This window comes from Aporhodopirellula aestuarii (genome assembly GCF_023701485.1).
Classification (GTDB): domain Bacteria; phylum Planctomycetota; class Planctomycetia; order Pirellulales; family Pirellulaceae; genus Rhodopirellula; species Rhodopirellula aestuarii.
This window is the reverse complement of record NZ_JAMQBK010000084.1, coordinates 13,487-33,814: the sequence shown is the minus strand read 5'-3', so window position 1 is coordinate 33,814 and position 20,328 is coordinate 13,487. Positions and strand designations below refer to the sequence as shown.

Annotated in this window: 13 protein-coding genes; 6 read left to right on the top strand and 7 right to left on the bottom strand. The window is 56.9% G+C overall.

Going from position 1 to position 20,328, the window contains the following annotated elements:
* Position 1: 1 nt before the first annotated feature.
* The gene (locus NB063_RS27645) at positions 2 to 3,751 is read right to left on the bottom strand and encodes a secretin N-terminal domain-containing protein (RefSeq protein ID WP_250932299.1); all 3,750 of its coding nucleotides are present in this window, start codon (positions 3,749 to 3,751) and stop codon (positions 2 to 4) included.
* A 536-nt stretch (positions 3,752 to 4,287) separates the two neighbouring features.
* Complete coding sequence (locus NB063_RS27640) at positions 4,288 to 6,723, bottom strand: ATP-binding protein (protein WP_250932298.1); 2,436 nt, start codon at positions 6,721 to 6,723, stop codon at positions 4,288 to 4,290.
* Between the two features lie 126 nt (positions 6,724 to 6,849).
* Here NB063_RS27640 and NB063_RS27635 point away from each other — a divergent pair, with 126 nt between their 5' ends.
* Positions 6,850 to 7,677 carry a purine-nucleoside phosphorylase gene (locus NB063_RS27635; protein WP_250932297.1) on the top strand — a complete coding sequence of 276 codons (828 nt, stop codon included), beginning with the start codon at positions 6,850 to 6,852 and terminating at the stop codon, positions 7,675 to 7,677.
* 66 nt (positions 7,678 to 7,743) lie between these two features.
* Here NB063_RS27635 and NB063_RS27630 read toward each other — a convergent pair whose 3' ends face one another.
* The 3 genes from NB063_RS27630 to NB063_RS27620 all read right to left on the bottom strand — a co-directional run bounded on the left by NB063_RS27630 (position 7,744) and on the right by NB063_RS27620 (position 12,633).
* Positions 7,744 to 8,004, bottom strand: a complete 261-nt coding sequence (locus tag NB063_RS27630; RefSeq protein WP_250932296.1) for a membrane or secreted protein — start codon at positions 8,002 to 8,004, stop codon at positions 7,744 to 7,746.
* A 357-nt stretch (positions 8,005 to 8,361) separates the two neighbouring features.
* A complete protein-coding gene (locus NB063_RS27625; RefSeq protein ID WP_250932295.1) occupies positions 8,362 to 9,369 on the bottom strand; it encodes a hypothetical protein in 1,008 nt (335 codons plus the stop codon).
* A 267-nt stretch (positions 9,370 to 9,636) separates the two neighbouring features.
* On the bottom strand, positions 9,637 to 12,633 hold the full coding sequence (locus NB063_RS27620) for an FAD-binding and (Fe-S)-binding domain-containing protein (RefSeq protein ID WP_250932294.1): 2,997 nt from the start codon (positions 12,631 to 12,633) through the stop codon (positions 9,637 to 9,639).
* A 278-nt stretch (positions 12,634 to 12,911) separates the two neighbouring features.
* On the opposite strand from NB063_RS27620, the gene NB063_RS27615 reads away from it, so the two are divergent.
* The 3 genes from NB063_RS27615 (at position 12,912) to NB063_RS27605 (ending at position 15,795) form a co-directional block, all read left to right on the top strand.
* Entirely contained in the window at positions 12,912 to 13,406 is a 495-nt protein-coding gene (locus NB063_RS27615; protein WP_250932293.1) for a DUF4870 domain-containing protein, read from the top strand.
* Positions 13,407 to 13,555: 149 nt separating this feature from the next.
* Entirely contained in the window at positions 13,556 to 14,608 is a 1,053-nt protein-coding gene (argC, locus tag NB063_RS27610; RefSeq protein ID WP_250932316.1) for an N-acetyl-gamma-glutamyl-phosphate reductase, read from the top strand.
* Positions 14,605 to 15,795, top strand: coding sequence for a DegT/DnrJ/EryC1/StrS family aminotransferase (locus NB063_RS27605; protein ID WP_250932292.1), 1,191 nt, complete (start codon positions 14,605 to 14,607; stop codon positions 15,793 to 15,795). The genes argC and NB063_RS27605 overlap by 4 nt, the downstream gene beginning before the upstream one ends.
* 83 nt (positions 15,796 to 15,878) lie before the next feature.
* Here NB063_RS27605 and NB063_RS27600 read toward each other — a convergent pair whose 3' ends face one another.
* Together NB063_RS27600 and NB063_RS27595 are read right to left on the bottom strand one after the other, a co-directional pair.
* The gene (locus tag NB063_RS27600) at positions 15,879 to 16,958 is read right to left on the bottom strand and encodes an L-threonylcarbamoyladenylate synthase (protein ID WP_250932291.1); all 1,080 of its coding nucleotides are present in this window, start codon (positions 16,956 to 16,958) and stop codon (positions 15,879 to 15,881) included.
* 6 nt (positions 16,959 to 16,964) lie between these two features.
* Positions 16,965 to 18,356, bottom strand: coding sequence for a sensor histidine kinase (locus NB063_RS27595; RefSeq protein WP_250932290.1), 1,392 nt, complete (start codon positions 18,354 to 18,356; stop codon positions 16,965 to 16,967).
* Between the two features lie 130 nt (positions 18,357 to 18,486).
* On the opposite strand from NB063_RS27595, the gene NB063_RS27590 reads away from it, so the two are divergent.
* Positions 18,487 to 18,843, top strand: coding sequence for a hypothetical protein (locus NB063_RS27590; RefSeq protein WP_250932289.1), 357 nt, complete (start codon positions 18,487 to 18,489; stop codon positions 18,841 to 18,843).
* Positions 18,844 to 19,278: 435 nt separating this feature from the next.
* Positions 19,279 to 20,304, top strand: a complete 1,026-nt coding sequence (locus NB063_RS27585) for a site-2 protease family protein (RefSeq protein WP_250932288.1) — start codon at positions 19,279 to 19,281, stop codon at positions 20,302 to 20,304.
* Positions 20,305 to 20,328 lie beyond the last annotated feature (24 nt).

Here is a 20,328-nt window from a genome sequence, read left to right as displayed (position 1 = left end):
GTTACTTACTCGGTGAGATGAACGAACTCAGTTTTCCGTTGAAGTTCGACCAACGTCCTGGTCGTTCCTTCGGAGGCTCGAGGGAAGCCGGAGGGCCAGTCGATGCGGTTTTCATGACGTTTGTTTGGGTCGGCGACGCTGCCGATGCTCCCGAAACGGGAACGGGTGGGAGCGTTTGCTGAACCGGGGCAGGCAATATCTCCGTGGACGGAACCGGAAGTTCATTGGCTGGTGCCGGGATACTGGTTGAATCAGGTGACCACACGCCAGGTGCGTCGTTCGCTGGCAATGGTGCGTAGTATTCCGAACCCAACATGCCTTCATCGGAGATGATCGATTCACCAGGTGCGAGTTCAATTCCAGGAACAGTGGGTGAGACCGCTTCCGCAGGAACCGCTGTTCCCTGGTACATCGGGATCCCGGTGCGAACGGCCGAGTGCTTCGGCATGTCAGCGGCGGGGAACACGTCGACGGTTGGATGCACGTCGGGATAGATCGTCGGTCCGATGGCGGGTCCCCACAATCCGTAGCCGCCCGACAGTCCTTCATCGCCGTGTGCTTCGACAACGTCAGCGAGGCACCAGCTCATGCGGCTCGACTCGGCTTGTTTGACGTACTCGAGATCTTCGTTTCCGGTGACCAAAACAGGCGTCATGACCACGAGAAGTTCAGTGCGGAATTCACGCTCACGGTCGTATTTGAAAAAGGTGCCCAAGAGCGGAATGTCCGCGAGGTACGGAACACGTTTGGTCGAGTTGTCGCGGCGTTTGGTGATCAAACCACCAAAGACAACCGTTTGCCCGTCAAACGCGGTGACGGTCGCCTGAGCGGTCGTCGTATCGATCGCCGGAACAAAGATCGGGTTATTATTGTTGTCGAAACCGATGTTTTGACCCACCGTGTTATTAATCGCCGACCGTGTCGCATCGATGGCCATCAGGATCAAACCGTCGGCCCCAACGCGTGGTGTAACGCGGAGGATGATACCGATATCAACATCTTCAATCCCAATCAGGGTCTGTCCCTGGGCAGTGGTCGAAATTTCCGTTGGCCGCGGGAATTGCTGACCGACCTGGACGAAACCTTCCGTATTGTCCGCGGTCATGATCTCTGGGCGACTGAGGATTTGCAGGCGATCGGCCGTTTGCAACGTACGCAGGAACATACTGATCGATTCGCTGGCGGCCGAGAAAACAAACCCGCCGTTATTGGTCGAGTCGAGCACACTTTGAGCGACCCCAAATGTCGTCACGCCCTGAGACGCGAGGTCTTCGCGTCCTGTTGTGTTTAAGTTCGGCAACCCGGCATTGTTGAAGTTGAATCCCGGATTCGATGCGGTCCCCGCGATGCCTCGGTCGAACAAGATCGAGTCTTGCAAGCCGAACTCACCACCGAGTTCGAATCCGTCGCTCAACGCGACTTCTGCGATCAGCGTCTTGATCAGCACCATCGGCGGACGACGGTCGAGACGGTCGATCAACTGACGCACCTCTTCATACATCCGCGGTGAAACGCTGAGCAAGAGACTGTTTGTTTGCCCTTCGGCAACCACGATCAAATCACGATCTGGCAAATCGTAGGGACCGAGTCCTTGCTGCAATTGTGGAATAATGTTTTGCGATTGTTGACGCGAGCTCACATACTCTTGAATCGCGGTCGCAATGTTGATAGCGATCTGGTTCTTAAGCCAAATGACTTCGGTGATCCGTTCGGCGAATCCGGCACTGTCGAGACGCAACAAGATGCTTTCGACAACTTCGAGATCCTCCGCCGAACCACTGGCGATGATACTGTTGGTTCGAGCGTCGGTGGAGAACCGTAATGGCACAAGAGCACTCTCGGCGGCAGACAAAGACGGCAAACCGGCTTGGTTGCCCGCACCAATGCTTGTACCGGAGGTACCGGCGTCGTCGCCGAACAGGTTTTGCAGTGCCGTCGTCAATTGTGCCGCATCGCTGTTTTCGATCGTAAACACCTTCACCAATGAGTCGATGCCGGGTGCTTGGTCGAGCTGACGGATCAGTTCTGCGATCAGCGACATGCCTTCGCTCGGGGCGCGGACCACGATCGCGTTGGCGTTGCTGTCCGCCGTGATCACGGTGCCTGACAAGATCCCAGATTCCAGGATCGCATTTCCGGAGTTCCCCAGCGACACGATGGAAATTGATGCCGACTTGGTCGTCGTATCGTCAGGAACATTTTCTGGTTCGGCGGAGATCGCGTCTTCGAGAACCGGTGCAAGATCCTCGGCACGTGCGTTACGCAACGGGAAGATGCGAATTTGGCTGGTGGACGCCGATTGACGAACGTCGAGTTGTTCGACCAGACGAGTCACTTCGCTCATGTCACGCGGTGACGCGGCGATGATCAATGAGTTCGTGCGATAGTCGGCACTGATGCGGACACGGTTGCCCAATCCTGGACGCTGGTCGCTGTCTTCACCGGGTACCGCTGTAAAGAATTCGCGGATAGTGGCTTCGGCGTCGTTTGCCGAGGCGTGTTTGAGCCGGAAGACTCGCAGTCGGTCCGTTTCCGGAATCGGCTGATCGATTTTGTCAACCAGTTCCATAACCGCCTTGATCGCTTCCGCACGACCAATCAACAGCAACGCGTTGGGTGCGTCGAGCGAGGTGATGCTGACATCACCTTGCCGGGCCGACAGGACGTCTTCATAGAGCTGTGCAAGCAGCGTCGCCACTGCGTTGGAATCCGCGTGCTGCAACTGGCGCACTTCGACTTCCGGTTGGGTGATTTTGGCTTGAGCTTCGATCTCGGCGATCACTTCTTTGATGCGTTCGACATCGCGTTTGGCACCTTTGATGATGATCAAACCGGAATCGGGCACGATTTGAATTTCGGTATCACCGATTACACCACCGTCGGTGTCATCATCGCCGTCCGAAGCTGCGACATCAGCCGAGGGTGTCGGAGAATCTTCTTCGGTTGTTTCGTCTGTATTTTGGGCGAACGCGACGGTCTTGAATCCAGCCGATTGAAAGGTCGGTTTGCCGGCCGTCGAGGCGGGGCGCGTGATTCGGCGGACAGGTTGAACCGCGTTTCGTTCGTCGAGACTTCGCAGCAAACGGATCGCCCGTTGAACCGGTGCGGGTTCGGCATGAACGAGACGAAGAATTTCCGTCCGTTCATTGGTGAAGCGGGTTGGCGAATCGATTGCACTGAGCACTTGCTGCCACATGGCATGCGACTGCGGGAGCGCCGTGATGGCGACTTGGTTTGCACGGCGGTCGACATCAATATGGGAACTGCCGGAATCTCCAAGGTTGATTTGGAAAGAAGCCCGTTCACCATTACGGCTGGTCGTGACCGGCACGTTGCTGCCCGCGATCGTCCGTAACGTGTCTTCCGCTTCACGCCAACTGACGTGAATCAGGTGCACATTCATTTGCGTCGGCTGGCCAGAATTCGCCTCAGGTGCCAAACGCTGAACGAGAGCCGCGGCATCCTCTGCGATTTGCTTTTGAATCGACGGAGGTGCCATCACGAGCAACGATCCGCCACCGCGGTCATCCGCAGTAATGGTCACACCGGCTTCGCTGTGATAATGCAGATTCAATCGCGTTGCGATCGGATCGATGAGTTGACGCGGGACCGCGATTTGACGCAGCTCCGGTGCATCAGGACGGTCAGCAGCAAGGTACGCGGCATCCCAACACGTAAGTGCCAAGATCAACGTCCCGACAAGTGACCATCTCTGTTCGATTGTCGAACGAATACTTGCGTGAAACACCATGCGATTCCTGCTACCGATTGAATGCCTCTCGGCATCACCCTTGATACCGAGTCAATACGAAAATTAGAAAATTCCCGTACAATCGATTTCATCGTCACATGCAGTCCTCTCACTTGAGGGCAGAGACGGCCCGTAAACCGGTTTCTCAAGGGATTTTCACAATTTCTATACAGGCGTACGTCACTCGCTGCCGCATTTGTCCAGTTGGCTTTTGCCAACGTGCAAATTGATCAGTGAGTCGGCAAAACAGGGCGAATTCTGTTTACCCAGCCTTTTATATGACCTTTCAGCCAACCGGATTCCAGGCTTTTCGGAGGCGATCGTCTCAGTCCGAAACGGCGAAAAAAGATGGCGAGCTCAAGCCGTCGCTCATTCCATTCCCGGCCTTGCGGCCCGACTTTCACGCGTAATTTTCGCATGCAGCGGGGTGCTTTGCCTGTCGAGGGTGCCCACTCCACCGGGGTCACTGACAAATGCCTAGCCATGCCGACCGCTCTCGTAGCGGAAACATGATCGCGGCACGATCGAACGAATTCTCAGAACAAGGGTGTCGCTTCGCCTTCGTCGGTCATTTGCCACGGCGTCCACACGATTGTCGGTTCCCCGATTTTCAGGTCACCTTTGCGGGGCGGGATGACGGTGACTTCGAGTTCGCGAGCTTCGAGTTCTAAACGATGAGTGAGTTCGGCAAGCTCGGCTTCGAGCCGGTCGCTCATGTCTTGCATGTCGAGCTTGTACTGCTCCAACGTTTCTTGGGCACGTTTGACGTCACCACGTTCCTGTGCCGCCTTGGTCGCGCTGCGGGCGGCAGTCGACATTTTCGAAACATTCCGGCTGCTCGCGACTTTGCGTCCCATGAATGCGCCGAGCACAGAAGCACCGAACGACATCAGCGATGACATTTTAGCCGCGTCGTATTGATCCGATTCTCGCGCGACACGCTCTTCCGCCGTGCGAATCTTTCCCTCAATCGATTTCATCTTCTTGAGATACTTCATTCGCAATTTGTCAGTTTCGAGATCGCGATGTTCCCGCGCCGCTTGCTCGAAATGTACCCGAGCCTCGGATTCACTTAATCCCGGCGGTGCGTACTCGCCAAGCGTTGGGCTCTTGTACAGTTCCATCGGATGATGCCGGTACAAGTATTCTTTGAATGCAGTGTTGATGGACTTCACCGTGCGTGCACTGCAAAGCTCATCAGGTAGTGGCGAAAATGTGAACGACGAATCAGGCTCATCTTCCAATTTGGCGTCAGGGTCGAGCATCTCGCTGGATTCCCAAACGTCACTTGGCACGCCATTCCCGCAACGTAGCAACCTGCTGACGTCCATCCATGAATCGACACCCGCGGTGCTTTTGACGTGATGCAACGTGCCGGTGCCGAGCAGGGCTGCGCGATAGATTCGATCGCCTTCCCCACGCACATATCGATTCGGGAAAAGAAAGGATTCCTTCACTCCTTGCGGTAGCACGGGACGGGTCGGCGTCACGGATGTTTTTGCCACCGTTTCGTTTTGGCTTTTCGCGATCGCAGCAAGTTCGGCTTTCCGGTCAGCCATCAATCGTGAGATCTGATCACGTGCGAGCGGTCCGGCAAGAAACGACATCGCCCATCGAGTTTGAAAAACCGTTGGAGCATCGTCGTGCACGTTGTTCATCAGGAACACACGGCTTCCGAGCGACGCCAGCAACTGCTCCATCGCGTTGCGATCAAACGGCTTGCCCGACTGAGCGGCGGCGCCTTCGAGTCCCTCGAGCACGCGAGCTTTATCGCGTTCGGTTTGCAAACGTCCGAGAAACCACGTGCCGATGTTCGAAAGACCTTTGTAATCCAGATCGACCGGGTTTTGCGTCGCGAGCATGACACCGAGTCCAAATGCACGCGCCTGTTTGAGCAACGTCAACATCGGTGGCTTCGACGGCGGGTTCGCGACGGGCGGGAAATAGCCGGCGACTTCATCCATGTATAGCAGCGCCCGCAGCGAACTCGTCCCACTCTGCGTGCGCATCCACGAAACGACTTCATTGAGCAAAATCGTGACGAAGAACATCCGTTCATGGTCACTCAGATGCGCGATCGAGATGATCGATAGTCTTGGCTTACCGTCGGGTGTGTGCAGTAGCTTCTTGATCGATAACGCTTCCCCATCGAGCCATGTCGAGAACGCGGGCGAAGCGAGAAGATTATTGAGCGTCATTGCCAGCTTGCTTCGATCACTGGCGGACATAAACGAATCGAGGTCCAGCACACCGACACGGTTAATCGGTGGCGAGGTGATCAAACCGATCAAATTGCCGATCGAAATGTTTTGGCCCTTCCTCCAACAATGATCGAGGATCGAGCTAATCAGGATATGTTCGCGAGAGAGCAGCGGATCGGCGTCTATGCCCAGCAAGGTGAGCAATCCCGACGCGGCACCTGTGACGTGTTCACGCATCGCATCGGCATCGGCGAGCACCTCCGCCGGTGGCGTGTCAAAACTCTTGAGCACCGTGAGCGGCAAACCAATATTGCTGCCCGGCGTGTAGATCGCAACATCCGCGGCGGCTTTGAATCTCGCCACCCTTTCCGATGTCTGTCCCCAAGATTCCAAGCCGGCTTTCCATTTTTCCGCCGTCGAGGTTGCGAACTGGTCGAGCGTCTTGCCTTTGCGGCTCGCTTCACCGGGTTCCAACCAAGGTCGGAAATCAGAAGGCTCCAGATTGGGAAACGCGAGCATCAGGTTGGCGAGATCGCCCTTGGGATCAATGCAGATCGCCGGGATACCATCAATCGCAGCTTCCTCGAGCAATGACAAACACAACCCCGTCTTGCCGCTGCCGGTCATCCCCACGCACATCGCATGCGTGCATAGGTCTTTGGAATCGTACAACAACAGGTCATCGAGCAGCTTCCCGTTGGGCAAATCGTAGTACCGGCCCAAGTAGAAGGTCGCCAGCTTTTCGAAAACATCCGGTGAGGGCACGGCCATGGCAAAATCAGTTGTCGAAGGAATGCGTAAAAACGAGGAGCGTGTTAACATACAAAATCAAAACGCTCAGCGTAGGTCCGATACGACCTGGTACGTTCTCTCCCCTTCAATCTGCGCCCACACTACATGCTAGATCTTTACGACAAAATCCAAGAAACTTGCGAGTTTATTCGCCAACACACCAGCCTGACTCCTCGCGCCGGAGTCATCCTTGGAACAGGCTTGGGAGGCTTGGTCGGCGATATCGAGGTCGAGGCGACGCTGGATTACAACGACATCCCTCACTTTCTCAACTCCACCGCGACGAGCCACGCCGGACGATTGGTGATTGGCAAACTCGGTGGCGTTCCAGTGATGGCGATGGAAGGTCGTTTTCACTTCTACGAAGGTTACGCGCTTAAAGACATCACTTTGCCGGTTCGCGTTTTCAAAGAGCTCGGCGCGGAACTGCTCATTGTTAGCAACGCCTGCGGGGGACTGAACCCACATTACAACAGCGGCGACATCATGGTGATCGAGGACCAGATCAATTTGCTGGGCGGCAACCCGTTGATCGGGATCAATGACGATCGCCTCGGCCCCAGGTTCCCCGACATGTGCGAACCGTACAGCCATGAGTGGATCGAGCGGACGATGAAGGTCGCTCACCGCGAAGGGATTTTCCCGCACAAAGGCGTCTTTGTCGCAGTGGCAGGCCCTTGCCTGGAAACCCGTGCGGAATATCGGTTCCTACGCCAAATCGGGGCGGATGTCGTCGGCATGAGCACCGTGCCGGAAACCATCGTAGCGGTTCACTGTGGCTTGAAAGTCGTCGGCCTGAGTGTGATCACAGACATGTGTTTGCCTGATGCGATCAAACCCGCCGTTGTCAGCGAAATTATCGCGGTCGCCAACGAAGCCGAACCAAAACTTCGAGCGATCGTTCGCGGCGTGATCGGCGAACTGAACACTTAAGCGACGCGCATAAAAAAAGGTGCGAAAGATTACTTTCGCACCGTGGGTTTCGTTCGTGGAGATTGGTTATCGGCCGAGCCAAGGCATCGCGTCAGCACTGATCCGGTTTCTGACCGGTTCAGGCAACGGGTTCTGATAGTTCGGTGGTCGAGCGCCGAGATCATTCGGTGCGATGTCATCAAGCGGGAACGGATCGTGGACGACCGCGTTGGCTTGTTGCTGGTTCATGTTTCCGGCGGCTGGCAAAAACGATCGACCGCGACATCCTGCGGCGACAACCGCGAACAAGAGGCACGAAGCGATCCCCAGATGGAACGTGGTGCGCATGGGATCTTCTTTCCGTGAAGGTAAATGGGTTTGGAGGGATGATGAGCATCGCTTCGCAAATGGGAGGTTGCGAATGCGAGGGACACCATCCTTCGTAATTTCGGAAATCTGGGTCGCTCGTACTCAATCAAAAATTCGGCTGCCGCCGAAGAGTTTGAGGCGTGTTCGGGTCAATGGGACATTTCGGATTACAACGTGTCTCGAACAGGTCACTGGAATGAGTTCGAGTTTTCTTTCATATCGGGAATCGTCACGACGTTCGGCAAACAACCAACTTGTCGACTTGGCACCCCGACACCGAAGCGACGTAGCAGAGGCATCACGCTGCGGGATGGGGGTTGGAACATGTGGGTGTCTCTAGAAGGAAAAATACCTCAACCAGTTGCGGAAACGCTGCCCGGGTACGTAGGCCACTGGTTGCCCCCATAATCCCTGCCCGACTTGAACGGGATAAGTCTCTTGGCCGAATGTCACGAGACTTCCGACCGGCGCGGCAGTCGCGGCACTGGCGGGCGGGACGGCGTAGGTCGGCATGGCTGCCGGTGCGGCAATTTGTGCGGGTGGTGCAATGTACGGACCGGCATAACTCGTCGGCGCGACACTGCCGCAACCACAAGTGTCGCCGTACGGACTCATCGCCGAGTATGAACTCGCAGGAGTGATCAATCGGCAATCACTCATCGTCGCAAATCCCCCATTGGACAACTGGGGTGGGGCAACGGGCTGATAATCCGCGATCGGCCCACTGGGGTAAGACTGGGTTCCCGGACTTGGTAGCGAGCGAGGAGCGGTTTCAGCCCCGAGCGCCGCGTTGTTGCCAGGAACGTTGTAGCTCGGCGGTGGAGACAACTGCGGCTGAATCGTCGGTGGGGCAGGCTGCAGGTTTTGAGATGAACCAAATTGCTGCGACGATCCCGGCAACAGATTCGGAGGCGTGTTCAACGGTGGTGGCGTGTATTGGTCTGGCGCGGTCATCCCGCCGGCGTCCGACGGCAAGGCGAACCCGCCCGATTGCATCGCGACCTGACGGACGTTTCCGTATGCGTTTGCATTTCGGGGATCTGCGCGAAAACCGGTCTGGATGTAGCGGACGTTCTGAGCGTTTTGATTGTAACCGTCGTTGGGTGTGGCAGCATAGTTTTGCGTGGCACCATAGTTCTGATTGCCACGTGGGTTGGGCTCGGCGCGTGAATACTGATCCACCGCGCTGGCACTACCGATCGGTCGAAACGGAAGCGATGCCGTCTCCGCGTGAAGAGTGTGTGTCCCCGTTGCTCCCGTGTCGACAAACGTCCACAGATAGAAAAACGTCGTGAACAACAGGACTTGAAACAGTCCCAGGGAATCCTTTTTCTTACGTCTCATCGTACGCTCCATCTTCGCAGTTCCATCCTCTGCGTCTCACCACAACGATGAGCCGAATGTGCTTCCTACAGTTTCGTGTGTTTGCGAAAAGTCAAGGGAATTTCCACCGCACTTTTCCTGTGTTTTCCAACACTTCCGTGAAACACCCGCGTGAAACCGCCATCGCTGCACCACGGTGCCAAAACACATGCGATCACCTTCAGCGGTACCAAGAAATCGCCATCAAGGGCAAGGCTGAATTCGTGCCGGTTAACCGGTCTTATCCGTCTAGACCCGCAGCGCGTCGCGTAGGATTTCAGCGGGGTGCAAGGCACGCCTACCGGTGCCATCGAGAATTTGATGACGGCATGACGTTCCAGCCGCGGCAATCAACGTTGCCTCGCTCGCCGCGCGAATCGTCGGCAAAAGAACCAACTCGCCGATCTGCATCGACAGTTCGTAATGTTCGCGTTCATAGCCGAACGATCCGGCCATTCCACAACATCCACAGCGAATCAATGAAGCCGAATAGTTCTGCGGCAGCTGCAATATTTTCAAAACCGGCAGCATCGACCCGAGTGCCTTCTGATGACAGTGACCATGAATCAAGATCGAACTCGTTTCATCGGTGAACATATCGGGCGTGACATATCCCGCTTCCACTTCACTGGCCAACCATTCGTCAAACAAGAAGCAATGCTCCGCCAATCGCGTTGCAGCATCGCGTCTTACTTCTCCAACGAGTTGCGGATACTCGTCTCGAAAGGACAGCAGCGCCGACGGCTCAACCCCGATCAGCGGTTGCTCACTCCCAACGATACCGCTGAGCCTGTCGACATTTTGTCGGGCGATCTCTTGGGCGTTTCGCAGCAAGCCTTTTGACATGGAGCTACGCCCACTTTCGACATGCCGGGGGATCTCCACTTCGTAACCAATACGTTCGAGCAACTCGACCACCGCCCGTCCAATTTCGGGTTCACCGAAATGTGTGAACTCGTCGGCGAACAGGAACACTTTGCGTCCGTTGCGAGGCAATCCGCGAAAGCGCCCTTGCCGATTGCTGAACCAACTGCGGAAGTTTTGCCGTGCGGACTTCGGAATTGAACGTTCGGGATGAAAGCCGATCACGCGGTTCATCAATCGCCGGATCATCGGAATGCCGGTCAGCGCATTGAAGACCCCAGGAGCAAATCCGATGATCGATTGGGCACGAACGTAGCCTGCGATCATCCGAGTTCGTCGAGGCACTCCATTGGCATCGTAGTAGTGCTGCAAAAACTCCGCTTTCAATTTCCCCACGTCGACCGTCGACGGGCATTCCGACTTGCATCCCTTGCACGACAAACAAAGATCCATCACTTCCATGATCTCTTCGCTGTCGAACGGATTCGCTTTCGTCGATGACGTCAAGATCTGTCGCAGCGTGTTGGCTCGCGCCCTTGTCGTGTCCTTCTCGTTTCGCGTCGCCATGTAACTCGGGCACATCACGCCGCCGGCGAGGTGCGTCTTGCGACAATCACCTGAACCGTTACACATTTCGGCTGCGCGTAGAATGCCGCGGTCGGCGGAGAAATCGAAGATCGTTTCGATCTGTTCCCCAGACGTTTGCCCCGGCGTGTACCGCAGCGAGGTGTTCATCTTCGGTGTATCAACGATCTTGTTTGGATTGAAAATACAATTCGGATCCCAGACCTGTTTGATTTCGCGAATGAGCGCGTAGTTAGCTTCTCCAATCATTTGTTTCAGGAATTCGCCACGCAATCGGCCGTCCCCGTGTTCCCCTGACAGCGAACCGCGATAGCGTTTGACGATTGCCGCGACTTCCAACGCGACTTCACGAAAAAGACGCGTGCCCTCTTCGGTTTTGAGATTGATGATCGGGCGGAGGTGAATTTCACCGGAACCCGCGTGCGCGTACTTCACGCATTCGAGTCCGAAGCGGTCGCGGAGCAGCGCATTGACTTCCGCGATGTACGCGGGCAAGTCCTGCACGTCGACCGCGGTGTCCTCGATCACCGGAACGGTCTTTTCATCGCCCGGGATGTTCCCCAGCAGTCCCAACCCGGCTTTACGCAGATCCCACACGCGTTCGCCTTCGTCGCCAAACAAGATCGGAAAGTGATAGCCGAGCCCCGCGGTTTTCATCTCGCTCACGATACGATCTTGGACGCCGCGCACTTCAGCTTCAGTCTGCCCACGGACTTCCGTGACTAGAATCGCGGCAGGGTCGCCTTGAAGAAAGAAACGGTTGTGTCGATGCTCAATACTTCGCTGGGTGCAATTCAAAATCACATCATCGATTAACTCACACGCATCGATATCGTGTCGCACCGCGATCAAGGTCGCCTCCAACGCCTCGGTAACACTCAGAAAGTGGGCGCACATCAATCCGGAACACGGCGGCCTCAGCGGGAGAATGCGCAGTTTGATTTCGGTCGCAAAGAACAGCGTCCCTTCGCTGCCCGCGACCAGATTGCAGAAATTGAATGGACGTCGGTTTTCTTCTGAACGCGAGTTTTCATCCGTTGAGGTATCCGCGAGCGCATCGGACTGCATCAGAAGGTCGACCGCGTACCCGGTATTGCGTCTGCGGATGTTCGGCTTCGGAAACTCGCGTTCGATTTCGCCGCGAACCATCAGATCGCTTAACCGCTCCCGGGCGTGACGATACAGCCGCGTTTCGAGCGAATCCGCCGCTTCACACTTTTGCGAAAATTGTGTCGGCGTGAGATCACCAAAGGTCACTTCGCTACCATCGGAAAGGTAGCCGCGCAATTCGATCAGGTGATCACGCGTACTGCCGAATTTGATGCTGTTGCTGCCGCAGGAGTTGTTACCCACCATGCCGCCGATCATCGCTCGGTTTTGCGTGGACGTTTCCGGGGCAAACCAATACCCAAGCGGCGCCAAGTGCGTATTCAGTTCGTTACGGATCACGCCCGGTTGGACTCGCACCCATCCTTCGGTTTCGTTGACTTCGAAAATTTTTGTGAAATGTCTCGAAACATCAACCACGATGCCACGTCCGACCACTTGTCCGGCGAGCGATGTTCCCGCGGTTCGCGGAATCAGTCCGATCCGATGCTCCCCGGCAAACCGAATGAGCACCCGCAAATCTTGCTCGCACGTCGGGATCGCTACGGCCGCAGGCATTTCTTGGTAGGCGGACGCATCGGTGGCGTAGATCCGCCGCATCAGATCACCGGTATGCAATTCTCCAGAGAGTTCCTGGGCGAGCGTTCTCCAATCATCCGGCGAGGGTGGGTTCGGTGCGGCGTGATTCATCAATTGTCAAATTTTCAGCGGGAGCCTTTAACATACGCTCGCCCGACCAAGGGTTGGCACTGGGTGGGAGCGTTTGGTTTCGGCCGCATTGTATCGGCTCCCTCGATCCGCACCAAACGTTCGCTTAGGTGTGATTTTGCCAAAACCGCCAACAACAAGTTTTGCGCGCCCGATGAGCGGCACGACCGTGCCTTACCTGTATCAGGATTCGCAGAAACGATACGCTATCACAATGCGGGCTTTCCGCTCCGAGTACTTTCATCACGGGTGATTTCACCATGTCAGTCGCTTCCGAAATTCAACGTTTGACTGAATTACGCAATCAAGGTGCGTTGACTGAAGCTGAGTTTCAAGAGGCAAAGGCAAAAGTCCTCGCGGGCCAGCCGTATGGTTACCACCAACCAGACGGCTTCCATCAACCGTATGGCTTCAACGTCCCCTCGGCGTCCGCAAACCAGATGGCGATGATTCTGCACTTCTCGCAGTACTTGGGGTTCATCGTTCCGATGCTCGGATTCGTAGCCCCGATCTTGATCTGGCAATTGAAGAAGGACGAAATCCCGGAACTCGACATCCATGGACGAATTGTCGCGAACTGGATGCTCTCCTCGCTGCTCTATTCGCTCATCTCGGCGGTATTGATCGTCGTACTGATCGGAATTCTTGGCTTGATCATTGTCGGTTTGCTCTCACTGATCTATCCGATCATCGGCGGCATCAAAGCGAACGAAGGCGAGCCGTGGGATTACCCCGGCAGCATCCGATTTTTCTAACGAATAGCCTCGGGCTTGAGTGTATGCAGCGGCCGTTTTCTCGCGTTGCTGGTCCGGTTAACGCCTGAAGCGTGTGTTAAGTCTGCCGGATCGAAAAAAAATGGACTCTCGGCTACGATGACGCTTTCCATCACCCCGCCCCTCTCCAAATCACAAACAACATGATTCGCGTTGCTCTGATCGGTTCGACAGGTTACACGGCCCTTGAGGTCGCCCGATTGCTCCTGGCTCACGGGAAGGCGGAATTAACCGTCGCAACGAGCCGTTCGGACGAAGGAAAACCGCTGTCGGAAATCCATCCGTCACTCGCCGGACGTTGTGACATTGCTTTACAACCGTTTGATCCCGAGCAGATCGCCAAGCAGGCCGACGTCGCGATGTGCTGTCTGCCACACGGGGCTTCGGCCGAGAGTGTGCGGGACTTGGCATCGGCCGGTATCCGCGTGATCGACTTCAGCGCTGACTTCCGTCTGTCGTCTGTTCCGCTGTATGAACAGTGGTACGGCGTCACGCACCCATGGCCTGAGCGGGTCGGCAACGTCGTTTACGGAATGCCTGAATTCTTCGCCCAAGAAATTGCGACCGCCGATGTGGTCGCCAACCCGGGTTGCTATCCGACATCCGCGATCATGCCACTGGCTCCACTCGTTCGCGCCGGCCTGATCCAAACCGACGATATCATCATCGACTCCAAGAGCGGTGTCAGCGGTGCGGGCCGGTCTCCAAAGCTCGGCACGTTGTACTGCGAAGCCAACGAATCGATTTCGGCCTACTCGATCGCGTCACACCGGCACGGTCCTGAAATGCAAGATCTGATTCACCGGATTTCGGGCAAGACCGTGGACGTGTTATTCACGCCGCACCTGACGCCGATGGACCGCGGAATCTTGTCGACCATGTATGCTCGGCCGGAGCTGCAAAAAGGCGATACCGTCGAGAGCGTCAAGGCGCGTTTAATGGCCGAACTGCGAGAAACCTACCGTGACCAGCCATTCATTCATGTCGTTGACCATCTGCCAGCGACGAAGCATGTCGTGATGACCAATCATGTTCAAATGACTGTGCGTGTCGCGGGTCCGAGTGATGCACCGGGTCGAGTGATCATCGTGTGTGCGATCGACAACTTGTCCAAGGGCGCCAGTGGTGCGGCGATCCAAAACATGAATGTGATGTTCGGCGTCGATCAAATGATGGGACTGTGAGCGACAACAATCCCCTCGAACTGCCACGTGACGATGACGGATGGCCGACCTGGCCACTGCAGAGTCAAGCGATCTTTGACTCGATCCAACGTGTCTGGGCCAGCGGTGAGTGGGGGCATTACCAATCAACGATTCACGACGAGTGTGTCGCGGCTGTCACGCGAGCAATGAGCGCACAGTTCGCCGCAGAATCCCCGATTCCCTCACCGTGGATCAGTTTTGGCGAACGAGTCGGCCGCCAACCGGACGTGCGACTTTGTTCGAGCGGCTCGGTTGCGATTGAACTGGCACTGCGGGCGTGCGGTATCACGGCGGGTGATGAGGTGGTGGTTGCCGCGTACGATTATCCGGGAAACTTTCGAACGATCGAGCTGCTCGGCGCGACACCGGTCCTAGTCGATGTTCGTTCCGGCGGCGTGACCATCGATCCCGAATCGCTGAGTCGAATCTCGGGCGACTCCGTCAAGGCGGTCGTTGTTTCTCATCTGTACGGCGAGCTTGCTGACGTCATCGCGATTCGTGAGATTTGCGATCAGCGGAACTGGATGTTGATCGAAGACGCCTGTCAGGTCCCGGGGGCGGGATGGTGCAGCGGCGCCCACACGGATCATGCTCCACCCCCAACCTTCATTCCTGTCGGCGCGGTCGCGGATATTGCGACGCTGAGTTTCGGCGGCAGCAAATTGTTGTCGGCGGGAAACGGCGGTGCCGTCGTGACTCGCGACGACCGATTGTCGGCTCGCTTGCGAGCCTACGGGGATCGTCCCAGTGACGCGTGTGCATTTTCGGCTCTACAGTGCGCGGCGTTGATCCCCCAACTCGAGATGCTCGACCTGCTCAATCACCACCGCGCACACATGGCAGGTCGGCTGCGGGCGTGGGACTGGTCCTCATGCAACGCCGCCCCGATTGGCCACATCGCCGACGATCAACGTCCGGCGTTCTACAAATTTGCCCTGATCGCTGGTGATGGGCAAGAACGCAGTGAGCTGCTCAGTCGATTGCGACGGATCGGATTGCCGGTTGGGGAAGGCTTCCGCGGCATGCATGCGACGAGCGACCGGCGAAGTCGCAAGCCGGTGCCACTGGATTGTTCACGTGATCTCAGCGAACGATGTGTCGTGATCGATCATCGAGCTCTGTTGGCGGACGACTTGATCGAGCGACTGGACTCGGTTGCCGGTTGAAGGAATCAAGGATGCAGCATCAGATGACAGGTTTTGTTGCAATACTTGAGGTACGAACAGCCTAAAACTCGCGTGTCCCTTTTTCACTCCTTCCGACTGGCTCGTCGAAGTCGGTCCATGATCGCGATGCCCAGGCCCGACTCCTCACACGAGACGACTTCGATGAGGTCGTAGTCACCTGCGTCGGCTTCCCGCAGCAGCGCGTACAGTCCCGCGGCCGCAGTCTCAAGATTGCCGTCAGGAGAGAACGACCAAACGTCGACCACTCCCTTTGGCACGACGCCATTGATCGCTCCGAAGATGATTCGCAACACACGGCGATCCGAGCTGTCCCTTTGGTCGCCTCTCTCCATTGGAGATTCGTTTAATAAAATGAGCGGGGTACGTGGTGAGTAGTGCTTTGCAAATTGCCCGGGTGCCGCGACGCGGGAGGGTGCATCGCTAGCGACAGCCGAATCCGCGTTTTGGATTGGTCCAAGCACCGTTTCACCCAACGCATCGGCGAGACACTCGGCTGAAATGCCGCCACTGCGGAGCACGCGGGCGGGCGTGGACTCAGTTCCCAAAAACAGGATCGTCGACTCGAGCCCTACGCGACAAGGGCCACCGTCGAGAATCATCGCCACTTGATCGCCCAGTCCATCGGCAACGTGATCCGCCGTCGTCGGGCTCACGTAATTCGATGGGTTCGCGCTCGGCGCCGCCACCGGGATGGGCCGGCCTGCGGTAATTGCGAGTTGACGGAGCAACTCCAAGGCGACCGGGTGATCGGGGACACGAACCGCCACGGTATCACCGCCCGCGGTGACATGATCGAGGATCGAGTGGTGGCGGGGACCGATCAGGGTTAGCGGGCCCGGCCAAAACTTGCCGAGACGTTCGATGCGTTGGCGAAGAACAGGGGCGAGGTCACCGGCAAACAGTGAGATTGCGTCTTCGGCGCAGCCGACATGCAGAATCAGCGGGTTGGTTCGCGGGCGATTTTTTGCCGCAAATATTTTATCGACCGCTGACTCAACGTCCCCGCGGGCCGCCAATCCGTAGACCGTTTCAGTGGGCAGTCCGACGAGCTCACCTGCGAGCAGGCATTCAACGGCGCGAGCAATCGAGTCGCTCGACGGGGGCTGAATCTTGGAAGGGGAGAGTGGCTTGGAGAGTTTCATCGCCGCTCAGCTTACCAGGGACCCCGCCGAAATGTGAGGGATGCCTGTCGAGATCGGTTCGACAGGACCGTCGCCATGCGCCTGCACCGATGGCAATTCGACAATGAACGTTGAGCCCTTTCCTGGTTCGCTGTCGACCCGGACGCTTCCCCCCAAGGCGGTCGACAGGTTCTTGACGATCGCCAACCCGAGTCCGGTGCTCGACGTGGCCATCTCCGCACTGCGTGACCCGCGATAGAACCGCTCAAAGATCTTGGTCTGGTCCTTCTCCGCGATGCCGACGCCGGTATCGGCGACGATAAGCTGCCAACGATCGCTCGCCTGCACGAGCCTGACGTCGATCCGTCCGCCGCGAGGGGTGTAGCGGATCGCGTTTCCGATCAAGTTGTTTGCGATCGTCAACGTCGCTTCGCTGTCGGCGAGCACTTTGGCTGAGTTGCCATCGTCATGAAAGTTCAGCTCCAAACCGCTCGCTTGGGCAACCGGACTGTACGTCCGCACTGATTCCAAGACCGATTCCCGCAACGAAATACTGGCGATATTCATCTGCGCCCGTCCGGATTGGGCTCTGGCGAGTTGCATCATGTCGGCGACGAGTCGTTCCAAACGCTGACACTGGGCCGTGATCGAATTCATGAAATGGATCGCCATCGCGGGGTCGTCCGCAGCCGCTAACTGAACCGTCTCAGCGTACCCCTTGATCGCAGCCAGCGGCGTTTTTAGCTCGTGAGAAACATTGGCGATGAACTCTCGCCGCATCCCTTCGAGCTGCCTTGCCTTGGTTTCGTCTCGCAGAGAGAGCTGGACCTTAAACGACTCACCGTCGTCAATCACCTCGGCACGAATCCGCACCGGCAGAATGCTTTCGCCACGATGAAATTCGATCACGGATTCTTGTGGTTGACGCTCGTTGATTGCCAACCCGATCAGGCGGATCAGCTTCGGTTGACGTACCCAATCGGCGATCGAACGTCCCAGCAGCGAATCGCGACCTTCGAGTCCCAAGAGGCGAACCGCGGATGGATTGATCAAAAGGATCGACAACTCCGTCGACAACACGACGACGCCGTCAGTGAGTTGCACCAACGCGGAGGCACCGAGTCGTGATTGCGACTCAAGTGATTTGAGTTCACGCACAGCTTTCGCAGCGGCTTCTCGCGAGTTCGCTTCCACCGTTTTTATTTTTTGAATCGCGACCGTGTCGCGTCCTGCACCACGGCGGGCGATAAACAAGAGCGCGGCGGAGGCGACCACCACGATGATCCAGTTCGATGCCCCGAAGGCCGCCATTCCCACCAACACTGCTACACTGAGCCATGACCAAGGATCCGCCGCGACGGATGGCCGCAATGGGCTGGTCGGCCAAACTGTGTCGAGCCTTGAGATGGGTCCAGACATGAAGTCGCCGTGTGAGAGTAGGATGGGTTTAGGCGGCATTTTCGGTTACGCTCAAGAGCGTCATTGTACCCGCCTCAGGTTAGTTTGACGAACGCATCGCATCGCATTGTCCGTTAAAAACGTGTGAAGTATGAACCCCGACGAAGCCCAATCGACGCTGGAACATGGTTTTCCGCCGCATCACGAATCGGAAGAATGGATCGGCGCAAAACACATCGAGCTCACCGACTTGGCCGGCGGCTGCTTGATGACATTGAGCTCCGCCGCGATTACATGTTTCCTTCTTACCCTCAATGGCGCATTAGTGTTGGCTTTGATGTCAACAGCAGCCGCAGCGGGTGTGGAATGGGTCAATGGTGAACGGATCGGTCAATTCATCCTGTTTGCGGCGCCAATCTCGTTGGCAGTGGGCCAGTGGATGATGCTCGATACATTGCGAAGAATCCTTCGCCGGCGAAAGAAAAAGCCGATGCACGAGCTGGCCTAAGTACTGGCCTAAACCAACGACGCCCCGTTCCCGCTGGCGTCAGGTCTGCTGATTGCGATCTCCCACAGGGCCAAACGATCGCCGCGACTTGCCTTGCCACCACCTTTGCGCAGGTCTAGGCGGTCACGGGGAGGGGCGAATTTTGAGTCTACTTGGCCGCAAGGCTGGCCCCCGAGCCCGGCCATCCGCCCCTAACGAAGGCGGATTCTAGAAGGCACGCCCCCCTCAGCCGACCGGGATTACTGGCCGTTTGCGGTTAGGCCAAACGATGTCGTAGCGACCGAAATCATGCGGAATCGCATCACTTTTGGTGTTTTGACGGCCGTGACGCCCTCTGATCGCCCAAAATCAGCAAACTTCGGCTCCCGAGAGCGATCTTCTCCTCGATCACCGGCGTATCACGCAGACCCCTCACCTCTCGACGGAGATTTTCGTATGAATGGTTCCTGGCATTTGGGTCGATTCGCTGGCATCGATGTGCGTCTCCACTGGACGTTTCTGCTGTTGCCGTTGTGGATTTATTTTTCGAATCTGGCTTCTGGCAACGGTACGATCGCCGCACTCGGCGCCGTGCTAATGATCTTCGCGGTGTTCGCTTGCGTTCTCTTGCACGAATTCGGACACGCGTTGACCGCCCGTCGGTTTGGGATCTCAACCCGGGACATCACGTTGCTGCCCATCGGCGGCGTCGCGAGCCTCGAAGACATGCCTCGGGAACCTTGGAAAGAACTCGCGATCGCGATAGCCGGGCCTTTCGTCAACGTTGTGATCGCGGCCTCGCTGTTTGCGGGATTGTGGATCGCCAACCCCGTTGCGGGACCGGTGAGTTTCTTCATTAGCCAATTGGCAATCGTGAACGTCGCCCTGGTTGTCTTCAACATGCTACCCGCCTTCCCGATGGACGGCGGACGCGTACTGCGAGCAATCCTCGCGATGAAACTGCCGTACTTACGCGCAACCGTGATCGCTGCTCGAGTAGGTCAATGCACCGCTGCGGGATTCGGACTGCTCGGCTTGATCGGCGGCAATCTGCTGCTCGTCTTCATTGCCGGATTCATCGTGCTCGCTGCACAAGGCGAGTCGATCCGCGTCCGGTTGGAAGGCCTCACCTCCAAGTCGACTGCGGCATCACAGGAAGACTTCGTATGGGAATCTGAGGTCACGACACCGTACCCGAATGAGTCGAGCGAAGCTGTCAAAGCACGTTTACTCGAGCAAACTGCCGCGCAGTCTACCTCCTCGCGTTCGCTGCCTGTCATCAGCACCCAGTGGAACTCGCGCAGCGCACTCGGTTGGCTGGGGAAGGATTCACTCGATGAGTTCCTCGTCTCCAGTGGTGGTTCGGTGATCGGCATGCTCGGCAAGAGCGATCTGCGTCATGCTGTTCGAAACGGACGCGGTGCCATGACGATCGACCGGTTACTCGCATCTGGTGCGTGCCAGTTACGCCCCGTCGCCTGATCCTCGCTCGCGTTACGATCGGAC

Bases quoted from the DNA above. Each gene is read 5' to 3' on its own strand.
- NB063_RS27625 (WP_250932295.1), bottom strand. From the start codon at position 9,369: ATGAGACGTAAGAAAAAGGATTCCCTGGGACTGTTTCAAGTCCTGTTG.
- NB063_RS27600 (WP_250932291.1), bottom strand. From the start codon at position 16,958: ATGAAACTCTCCAAGCCACTCTCCCCTTCCAAGATTCAGCCCCCGTCG.
- NB063_RS27615 (WP_250932293.1), top strand. From the start codon at position 12,912: ATGTCAGTCGCTTCCGAAATTCAACGTTTGACTGAATTACGCAATCAA.
- NB063_RS27585 (WP_250932288.1), top strand. From the start codon at position 19,279: ATGAATGGTTCCTGGCATTTGGGTCGATTCGCTGGCATCGATGTGCGT.
- NB063_RS27640 (WP_250932298.1), bottom strand. From the start codon at position 6,723: ATGGCCGTGCCCTCACCGGATGTTTTCGAAAAGCTGGCGACCTTCTAC.
- NB063_RS27590 (WP_250932289.1), top strand. From the start codon at position 18,487: ATGAACCCCGACGAAGCCCAATCGACGCTGGAACATGGTTTTCCGCCG.
- NB063_RS27635 (WP_250932297.1), top strand. From the start codon at position 6,850: ATGCTAGATCTTTACGACAAAATCCAAGAAACTTGCGAGTTTATTCGC.
- NB063_RS27630 (WP_250932296.1), bottom strand. From the start codon at position 8,004: ATGCGCACCACGTTCCATCTGGGGATCGCTTCGTGCCTCTTGTTCGCG.
- NB063_RS27620 (WP_250932294.1), bottom strand. From the start codon at position 12,633: ATGAATCACGCCGCACCGAACCCACCCTCGCCGGATGATTGGAGAACG.
- NB063_RS27645 (WP_250932299.1), bottom strand. From the start codon at position 3,751: ATGGTGTTTCACGCAAGTATTCGTTCGACAATCGAACAGAGATGGTCA.
- NB063_RS27595 (WP_250932290.1), bottom strand. From the start codon at position 18,356: ATGTCTGGACCCATCTCAAGGCTCGACACAGTTTGGCCGACCAGCCCA.